Here is a 9,799-nt window from a genome sequence, read left to right on the forward strand (position 1 = left end):
GCCGGGGCGCGCCAGGGACCCACCGGCCGGGGCGGTTGATCGCCGGAAACGGGGTCGCTGCGCGAGATTCGAATCGAGTTTTGGCGCGACAGGGACCACGGGTTGAACAACCTTTGGGCCGGGGCGCGCCAGGGACCCACCGGCCGGGACGGTTGGTCACCGGAAGCGGGGTCGCTGCGCGAGATTTGAATCGAGTTTTGGCGCGACGGATCTGTGAGACGACCGACAAACCAGCAGTCTGATCACCGGAATCGGTGTAGCCAAAGTGACATGCCTGTAGAGACAGACATAAAGGATCGTACAGCGAGACGCCTTTCGGCCGCAGAGGTCATGGCCGGTCGGAACCTCTGGCGCGCCATGGCTGGTTGGTTGCACAGTAACGCGTTCTCGCGCCAAGCCCCTCTCTTGGGTGCGGTGCCCACCCGTCACTTCCCCTATCTCGAGCGAGACCACGGCCAGCGGCAGCCGATCGAGGAGGGGCTTGCCGCCCTGGTGGCTCCGGTGCAACGCCGCTGGCATCGCACGTGGTTCGATCGCGAGCGATGGATCGCGCGGATCGATACGCTGGGCCAAGAGTATAGCCGGTTGAACGACGAGACTCTCCGGGACACCGCGATCCGGGGTGGAGTGACGCTCAAGCGCACGGGGTTTACGCCCGAGGCCGTGGCGCCGGTCTTTGCCGCGATCCGGGAAGCGGCGACCCGGACGATCGGACAGCGGCATTACGGCGTGCAGTTGTGGGGCGGCTGGCTGCTGTTGAGCGGGCACGTGGCGGAGATGGAAACCGGCGAAGGCAAGACATTGACGGCCACGCTCGCTGCCGGCACCGCCGCGCTGGCCGGCATCCCCGTCCACATCATTACCGTGAACGATTATCTGGCGATGCGGGACGCGGCCGCCATGGCGCCGGTGTATCGGGCACTGGGCTTGACCGTCGGCGTCTCGACGCACGGCTCGCCCGATCATGCGAGACGGCTGGCCTACAGCTGCCACATCACCTACTGCACGAACAAAGTGGTCGTCTTTGATTACCTCAAAGACCGGCTGCAATTGGCCCGGATGGCGTCACGCACGCATCTCTTCATCGACAAGCTGGCGCAAGGACGGTCGCACTCCTCCTCGCTCCTGCTTCGCGGCTTGCACTTTGCCATTGTGGACGAGGCCGACAGCGTGCTAGTCGATGAGGCGCGCACGCCGTTGATCATCGCCCGCCAGATCGACAATGAGCAGGAGCGCGCCGTCTACGAACAAGCGATCAGCGCCGCGCGGACGCTGCGCCGGGATGAGGATTTCATCATCGATACGGCGCGACGCACGATCGACTTGACGGATCGCGGCGCGACCCGCCTCGCCGATCTCACGCACGCGTTCGGCGGTCCCTGGCACGGCCGACAGCGCCGGGAAATGCTCGCTCATCAAGCCTTGGTCGCCCTGCACCTCTTCGAGCGCGACCGCGAGTATCTGGTTCGCGATGGGAAAGTCGTGATCGTGGATGAATTCACCGGCCGCATCATGGCGGACCGTAGTTGGGAGCGTGGCCTTCACCAGATGATCGAGACCAAAGAGGCCTGCGACGTCAGCTACTGCCAGGACACGTTGGCGCGGATCACCTATCAACGCTTTTTCCGCCGGTACCTCCGTCTTGCCGGCATGACAGGGACGGCCCGGGAGATCGCCGCGGAATTGTGGGAGGTGTACCGGCTCCCGGTCGTGCGGGTCCCGACGAATCGGCCGATCCGCCGGATGCGGCTCCCCGATCAGTGCTACCGGACCGTCTCGGAGAAATGGACCGCGGTCGTGCGCGCGGTCGAAGACATCTCAAAGCGTGGCCGGCCCGTCCTTATCGGCACGCGGAGCGTGGCAGCCTCGGAACATCTCAGCGCACTGCTCAAACGCGCCGGCCTTCACCATGCGGTGCTGAACGCCCGATCGGATTCGGAAGAGGCCGCGATCATCGCAGGAGCGGGCGAGCGGGGTCGCATCACCGTGGCGACGAACATGGCTGGTCGCGGCACGGATATCCGTCTGGGCCGAGGCGTGGCCGAGCTGGGGGGCCTCCATGTCATCGCGACGGAATGGCATGAAGCGGGTCGAATCGATCGTCAGCTCTTCGGGCGGTGTGGCCGGCAGGGCGACCCCGGGAGCTATCAGGCGATCGTGTCGTGCGAGGATCAGCTCATCACCAACTATATTCCGCGGCGCTGGCGCTGGGTGGTGACGGTCATCATGCGCAGTGGCGCGCATCTTCGCCGCACGGTCAGCCCATGGCTCTTCTCGCTCGCGCAACGACGCGCCGAGCGGCTGCACCGCCGCACGCGCAAGATGGTCTTGAAGGTCGACGAGCAATTGGAATCGCTGCTGGCCTTCGCCGGCCCGCGAGAATAATGATGAGTCGCGTCAGGGAGCGAATCGTGTTACGTCGGTTTTTAATGGTCCTCGCATGGATCGTGTGTGGGACGAGCCCGGCGGTTGCCGCGGATTTGAATTGCCTGGTCCATCCCTACGTCGTCATCACGATCAGCTCGCCGGTGGCCGGGTTGTTGGAAACCGTGACGGTCGATCGGGGCGACATCGTGAAAGAAGGCCAGGTGCTGGCGACGATTGATACCTCGGTCGAGCGCGCGCACGGAGCCGTCGCACACGCTCAAGCGGAACTCACCAACCGGCGGCTGGCCGAACTGGAGCTCCAACGGACGAATGCGGAAGTCGCCATGCGGACCGTGCGGAGTCCCATCAACGGCGTGGTGATGGAGCGCTTTTTATCGCCCGGTGAATTTCCCAAGCAGGAAAAGATTCTCAAGCTCGCGCAAATCGACCCGTTGCGCGTCGAGGTCTATGCGCCGGTCTCATTGCTGGGGAAGGTCGCGGTCGGGATGGAGGCCCAGGTGAAGCTGGAAGAGCCGATCGGCGGCCTGCACAAGGCCAAAGTCACCATCGTGGATCGCGTCGTCGACGCGGCAAGCGGCACGTTCGGGATCCGGCTCGAGCTGCCGAACTCTGACCTCCGACTACCGGCAGGAGTGAAATGCACCGTCAAGCTCCCGACCAAATAACGACCGCGTGGAACAGGTCCGTGCGTCATCCAGCCCATCTCAGCGCTGTGACGGCCCTCATCGCCATGACCGCCATGATAGGGTTCGTGTTGTCCGTGTCTCTCCCGGCCTCGGCTTGGGCTGCGCACCCGCTGTCATGTCGGATTCAACCGAATGCCACCGTCTCGGTCGGAAGTTCGGTCGTCGGCGTACTCGATAGTGTCACCGTGAATCAGGGCGATTACGTCAAGGCAGGCGACGTGATCGCACGATTGGAATCGCGGCTTGAAGAAGCGGAGGTCGCGGTCGCCCAGGCGAAGGCTGACATGGTGGGACCGGTCCAAAAAGCGCAGGTTCAGATCGATTTCAGTGGGCGCAAAGTCACCCGCGCCAAAGATCTGAGCAAGACGTCCGCGATCGCGCAGCACGAGGTCGACGAGGCGGAAACCGAGCACCGGCTGGCCGAGGTCTCGCAGCGAGAGGCGTTGGAGCAAAAACGCTTGGCCGAATTGGAACTCAAGCGCGCTGAAACGGCGCTGAGCCTCCGCACGATTCGAAGCCCGATTGCCGGGGTCGTCGTCGATCGCCTTCTGTTTCCGGGTGAGCTGGTCAAACAGTCGCCGCTCCTGACGATCGCGCAAGTCGATCCGCTCCGGGTCGAGGTCGTGGCGCCCGCTTCCATGCTCAATAAGCTCAAGCCCGGCATGCGGGCCGATATCCGAGTCGACTGGAACGGTGCCACGCCCTATCAGGCGAAGATCGCGCAGATCAATCCGGTGATCGAACACGCGACAGGGACTGTCGCGGTGCAGCTTGAACTCCCCAATCCGCAACACCGAATCCCCCCGGGGCTGGGCTGTAGTGTGACCTTCGTTCCCTAAGCAGGTCCCCCGGCGAAGGCGACGGCAGATCTGTCCGGCTGACGAGCCGGTCGCCGATCTTTTGCATCGAATCCCGCAAGGAGGATGTCATGCACTCATTCATCACTTCACTCTCGGCCGCACGCGGCGACGATCGTCGGGCCGCGTGGGCGGCTTTGCTCATGGGTTGTCTGTGCGCGATTGGCGGGGCGCCCGCCGAGGCGGCGCCGACCGTCGACAACACGCTGCCCGAGCTTCGCCTCACGCTCCGCGAAGCGATGGACGCGGCGATCGACAACAATCCCAATGTGAAGTTGTTCCGGGAAAAGATCGAAGCGGCCCGCGCCCAGAGTTTCACCCAGTTGGGCGCCTTGCTACCGAACGTCTCCTCGACGGTCCGACAGTCGAACCAGACGCTCTTTCTCGGCACCTTGGGCTTGGCGCCTGTTCGGACGGCGCCCTTCAGTATCTTCGATGCCCGCGCGAACTTCTCTCAATCGGTGTTCAGCCTGAGTCTGATTCAACGATGGCGGGCCTCGCGGGAAGCGCTGAAAGTGGCGGAACTCGAATCGGACACGACCAAGGCCGATACGATGGCGGCGGTCGGCCTGCTGTACATCGAAGCGCTGAAAGCCCAGGCGGCGGTGAAGTCCCGGGAAGCGAATCTCCAAGTCTTCGAAGAGCTGTTGGTCCTGTTCCGCGAGCGGCGCGGCACCGGGATGTCGACGGGGCTCGACACCGCCCGGCTCCAGGCGCAGTTGGAAAACGAACGCCAATTGCTGACGGCCGCGCAGTATGAGGCCGAGCGCGTGAAGCTGAATCTCGTCCACGGCCTCGGCATCCCGTTCGACGTGCGGCTCGTGCTCACCGAAGACCTGAAGAACGACATCGCCCATATGCCGTCCGTGCAAGAAGCCTTGGATAAGGCGATGGCGGAGCGGATGGAGGTGAAGGCGCAAACGCAACGGATCAGGACCGTCTCGTTATCGTTGAGTTCGACGACGACCGAGCGCCTGCCATCCGTGAACGCCCAAGGCGATTTCGGGCTCATCGGCAACCGATGGAACAACACGCTGGACACGTATAACATCGGCCTCTTCCTGACCGTGCCGTTGTTCGACGGCGGGCAGCGTGAAGGCAGAATCAGCGAGTCGCGAAGCCTGCTGCGGCAGGAACAAATCAAAATGAAGGTCATCACCAACCAGGTCGCGTTGGACGTCCGGGAAGCCCTCGTGACGTTGGAAAGCGGCAAGGAGCAGTTGACGATCGCGGAGTCGGGCTTGCGTGCCGCCTTGACGGAGCTCGCCCTCGCCCGCGAACGCTTCAACGTCCTGAGCGCGAGCAGCAGCTTGGAGCTTACGAACGCCCTGTTTTCGGTCGCCCGTGCCCGGGATAACTTGCTCGAAGCCACCTTCCGGTTCAACGCGGCCCGCGTCAATCTGGCGAAAGCGACCGGGCAATTGGAGCAGATGTTCTAGCGGCCGACGAACAGGATGCGCTGGTGCGCCGATCGGCGCACCGGATTCGGCCGCATCCGAGCCGTGCAGAGGCTCGGCGCGCAGTCGGCCTAGCTGACTGGTCCGACGAGAATCCAGCCGAAGCGTTCCTGGATCACGGGAAAGCGTTGCACCTCACCAGGCAGCCGTTCTCTCATGGAGGCCGGAAGGACGATGAGCGTCCGACCGGGTTCCTTGAGGAAAGAGGTCACGTTTTCTTCTTCGTTCCGGTGGATCACGACAACCTTTCGTTTCGCGTAAAAGACCGCCGAGGGACGATGCGGTCCATAAAAAATTAATCGGTCGTGCGGCGCCAGCAGCGAGCCGGCCAGCGAAGCGAGCTGTTGCGGTGGCGCAATCAAATATCGGTTGAGCTGCGGGAGCGTCACGTGCAGCGTGATCAGTGCGAGGACTGTAAGGGTCGCAGCCGCCGCTCCAAACGCCGCCTGAAGCTTCGGGTTGCGCGCCCAGAGCAGCCAGTAGGCCATCACCCCCATGCCGAGAAGGAGGACTGCGACCGACAGAGACGGTCCGGGACCGAACTGGAAACGGTCGGCATAGGGAAAACTTTTCATCAGCTTCTCGGCAAAGGCGTCGAAGACGAACGGCAGAACGGCAAAGACGAGAGCCATCGCCGCCCCGGTCAGGACCACGATCCAGGCGGCGACCCGAAGCCGCTGAGGAGTCGGGCTTCCCTTCACACGGTCCCACCAACCGGCGGTGACGATCGCCGCCGCGGGATAGAGGGGACCGATATAATGCGGCAAGCGCGTCGCGCCGAGGCTGAAGAAGACGAAGACGGCCGTACACCACAGCGCCGCGAACAACTCGAGATCCCCGGCCGGCCATCGTTCGCCCTCGCCTTTTTCTGACCCCGACGAGCGGCGTCGTGCCCGCCACGCTTTGTATTGCTCATAGAGCGCACTCGCGAGGAATCCGCTCCATGGGAAAAATCCAAAGAGGAGCACCGGCAGATAGAACAGCGGCGTTCCGCCCCAACCGTAAAAAGGGTTGAGGTATCGGCGCAACGTATGCTCTTGGGCTTGCGCGGTGTAATCGTCCCCATGGAGCATCAGCATGCTGGCGTACCACGGAAGCGCAAGCGCCAGAAAGATCACCATGCCACCGAGCGGCAACCCCTCGTTCCAAAAACGGCGCCACTGCCTGGTGATCGCGAGATACGGAATGATGCCGAGGAGCGGGACCAGGAAGCCCGGAGGCCCCTTTACCAGCGTTCCGGCGGCCATGGCCGCATAGCAGACCATGAACCAGGCGCGCCGCGAGGTCGAGCCCTGAAATCCCAGCCAGAACGAATAGGTCGCCAGCGTGGTGAAAAACATCAACACCATGTCGGTCAACGCTTGGCGGGCCAAGGCGATCACCTCGATGTTCAACAGGAGCATCAAGGCTCCGACCCAGGCCATCCCGCTTCCCCGCGTCTTGGCCAAGAAGAGGTACTGCAGCGCCACGAGCGCCACACCGAAGAGCGCGGACGGAAAGCGAGCGGCAAACTCGTTCACACCGAACACCCAATAGGCGCCGCTCATCAGCCAATAGAGCATCGCCGGTTTGATAAATCGCGGCTCGTAATTGAACGTCGGCGTGATCCAATCGCCGGTTTCGAACATTTCACGCCCGGCTTCGGCATTCCGCCCTTCGTCGCGATCGGTCAGTCCGATCGAATCCAGACCCGACATGAAGAGCAGGGACGCCAGGACGATCACGAAGATCAGATGACCTACCTTGACGGGGGCGGTCATTCGGACTTCTGAGAAGATGATGCGGAGGGGAACCCGGGTCCATGCCACGAACGGCCCTCATGTCCCCGAATCCGGTAGTGCAGCCGACGGTTCATCATCCACCGCACGGCGAGAAGGTCATAGAGACCTTTGAAGAGGCGATTGCGGACCCCGTATTTCGAGAGACCGTGGATCCGCGGATAGGAGGTCGATATCGGCTGGTCGTGTTTGGAGGTCTCCGTCCATGATGATCACCACATCGCCGCGCACATGCTTAAATCCGGCATCCAGGGCCGCGGTCTTGCCGTAGTTCCGATCAAAGTGCAGGACCCTGACGGCCGGTTGCTCGGCGGCAAGTTGATCAAGAAGATCGCTGCTGCCATCGGTGCTGCCGTCGTCAACGAATAGGATTTCAAAGCCTTGGGTATGGCCGCCCTCCCGCGGCGCGAGCACCTCAAGGAGCTGCCCCGTCAGAGGACGCAGGTTCTCATACTCATCCTTGACGGGAATCAGGATGGACGCCCAGAGGGAGCCTGCATTCGTGTCCGGCCGAGCCAAGAGGGTTTCCAAATCGAAGCGGTTCCAGAATGGTGGGCTGAATGAACGTCGATTCGTGCGATCCTACTCGCCGGCGCCGGCGCAGTCAAATCGGCGCCGCACGCGAATCTGGCCAATGAGGCTGTCAAAACCCCACGGAGATGCCGACCGTTCCGGTCACAGCCGACCGATCCGCCGGCCCGGCCACCTCGGTCCCGACGCCGGCGTCCAGCACGATGCGTGAACTGAACTGGTGACGGACGCCGGCTTCGATCCCGGTGTGATTGCGTTGTCCGGTCAGATCGGACTGGCGCGTGTAGAGATCGACGATCAGCGTTTCGCGAAACCGAAGCGGATAGCCGATGGGATAGCTCAGCGCGCCGATCAGCCGGTAAAGCCCGTTTCGCTCCGTCCCTTGCGCTCCTCCGACGATCGTATAGCCGGCATTGAGATGCGCCCGCAAACGGCCGAAGGATCGCGTGAGCACGCCCGTCACCTGCGTGTCTACGCCCCGCGAGTTCACGCCCGTCGGAAAGTCCGCCTCCACCCGGAGCGCTATCGCGGGCCAGGCCAATGTCTCGGTATTGAAGTTGTACAGCAGGCCGAGATGGAGATCGCCCGACTTATCCGGCCCGACGGTGGAACGCGGATCGGTAAAGAGATCGCTTTGGATTTCGATTTGCGCGTTCGCGAAGGCCCCGTAAATGATTTGCGGTTGAAACGTCCACCCGCTGCTTCCGCGTCGTCGCCCGTTGAGTCGGACGCCGCCTTCCACGCCGATTTCCCCTTTGGGAATCACATACGCATCTTCCATTTGGATAGGCCGATTCGGGTCCAGGTTATCGTGATCCAGGGCCGCCGTAGAACAGGGCGACAGCAAGACCAAAATCACCAGTACACGAATCGACAGGCTCAAGCGGCGTTCAATGATGATGCTCTCGCTCGGGAAGGCCGGCTGACGGGAGGACCATCGGGTTGGTTTGGTCCGCGCTCGCGAGGTAATAGCGGTCGAGCACGCGATAAATCTCCGTCCGCTTCTCGTCCCAACCCGACATCTCCTCGCTCGTCAGGATGTCGCTGATCGTGTCGTGCAGCATGTGGAGGTTGTCGAAGACGTTTGCGATCTCCGGATACTCCCGGGCGAACACGGGACTGTATTCCGCCGTCATCGGCATGAACGTCCAGTCGGTCGGCGGATTGTTCAGCCAAGCATGGTAACGGTCGAGGATCGGGCGGACCGCCTGCTGCTTGCTGGCCAGATCAGGGGCAGCCGCAAGCGGGTCGTAGACCGCCACCTGTAAATAGTGGTAGGCCCAAATCGTCGCGTTGAAGAGTGGAAACCGTTGACGGAAACGTTTCGCGTAGGGCAGCGCATCCAAACGCCGGTGGTCCAGCCGGAGGCCGGTCATCGCGTACGGACTGTCTTGGTAGTACCGGAGGACTTTCCGGAGCGCCTGCTCCTTGTCCGTCTTCGAGAGGTCTGAGACATAAATGTCATACGTGGCCCGATGGAGCGCGTGCGCTTCATCGAACGTGTTCTGCGCGCGCCAGGCCATCTTCATGTATGTCGGTGCAATGGCTTCTTCGTTGGGAGGCAGAGCGGGTCGCGTGGCGATGAACCGCAACGTCTCCTTCCGTGCCGTCTCTTCGATCGCCGGCACGTCCGCCCCACGGGTCAGTAGCAGATGTTCGTACAGATTCGAATGCCCGAAATCAATGCCGTTGAAGTCGATATCCAACTCCTTGAGATTGTCGCGAAGCGCAAAGTTCCACAGGGCTCGATAATAGAACCGCTTGTCCCGCGACTCGAATTGTGCGCACGCCGCAACCATAGCGAGGATCACAACCAGCCAACATATGGCAGAGGTCTTTGGCTTCATTGGTCGTTGTTGTCGATGCGCGTCACGAAGGAATCGAACGGCCGGTACCGGCAACGCCGCGTTCGCTAGTTGCATAGTACCGCCTGGAAAGGCGGATGGGGGAGGTGTGGGTCGGGCAGAGCGATGGTTCCCCGGGACCAGAATCGGGCCCGAGAGCTAGTCCAATTCAAACTCCTGCTTCCAGGAATCATCACGTGCTTGGACCGGCTGATCGGTCTTGGCGAGCAGACAATTCTCGACGACGAGGTAGTCCAT

The 9,799-nt window shown here is 62.4% G+C and carries 8 protein-coding genes; 4 read left to right on the forward strand and 4 right to left on the reverse strand.

The features are described from left to right. Positions 1–357: 357 nt before the first annotated feature. The 4 genes from AC1U7K_RS09470 (at position 358) to AC1U7K_RS09485 (ending at position 5,370) form a co-directional block, all read left to right on the forward strand. Positions 358–2,385, forward strand: coding sequence for a preprotein translocase subunit SecA (locus AC1U7K_RS09470; RefSeq protein ID WP_480250940.1), 2,028 nt, complete (start codon positions 358–360; stop codon positions 2,383–2,385). 26 nt (positions 2,386–2,411) lie between these two features. Then, on the forward strand, positions 2,412–3,053 hold the full coding sequence (locus tag AC1U7K_RS09475; protein WP_480250941.1) for an efflux RND transporter periplasmic adaptor subunit: 642 nt from the start codon (positions 2,412–2,414) through the stop codon (positions 3,051–3,053). A gap of 20 nt (positions 3,054–3,073) precedes the next feature. After that, positions 3,074–3,913, forward strand: a complete 840-nt coding sequence (locus AC1U7K_RS09480) for an efflux RND transporter periplasmic adaptor subunit (RefSeq protein ID WP_480250942.1) — start codon at positions 3,074–3,076, stop codon at positions 3,911–3,913. An 89-nt stretch (positions 3,914–4,002) separates the two neighbouring features. Then, positions 4,003–5,370, forward strand: a complete 1,368-nt coding sequence (locus tag AC1U7K_RS09485) for a TolC family protein (protein WP_480250943.1) — start codon at positions 4,003–4,005, stop codon at positions 5,368–5,370. A gap of 89 nt (positions 5,371–5,459) precedes the next feature. Here the strand turns inward: AC1U7K_RS09485 and AC1U7K_RS09490 are convergent, their stop codons facing one another. The 4 genes from AC1U7K_RS09490 to AC1U7K_RS09505 all read right to left on the reverse strand — a co-directional run bounded on the left by AC1U7K_RS09490 (position 5,460) and on the right by AC1U7K_RS09505 (position 9,508). Next, positions 5,460–7,148, reverse strand: coding sequence for an ArnT family glycosyltransferase (locus AC1U7K_RS09490; RefSeq protein ID WP_480250945.1), 1,689 nt, complete (start codon positions 7,146–7,148; stop codon positions 5,460–5,462). A gap of 117 nt (positions 7,149–7,265) precedes the next feature. Then, positions 7,266–7,697 (reverse strand): glycosyltransferase, encoded by a 432-nt coding sequence (locus tag AC1U7K_RS09495; protein ID WP_480250946.1) that lies wholly within the window; start codon positions 7,695–7,697, stop codon positions 7,266–7,268. Between the two features lie 112 nt (positions 7,698–7,809). Further along, complete coding sequence (locus AC1U7K_RS09500) at positions 7,810–8,580, reverse strand: transporter (RefSeq protein WP_480250947.1); 771 nt, start codon at positions 8,578–8,580, stop codon at positions 7,810–7,812. A gap of 7 nt (positions 8,581–8,587) precedes the next feature. Next, positions 8,588–9,508 (reverse strand): hypothetical protein, encoded by a 921-nt coding sequence (locus AC1U7K_RS09505; protein WP_480250948.1) that lies wholly within the window; start codon positions 9,506–9,508, stop codon positions 8,588–8,590. Positions 9,509–9,799 lie beyond the last annotated feature (291 nt).

The organism is Nitrospira sp. Vd2 (assembly GCF_979581665.1).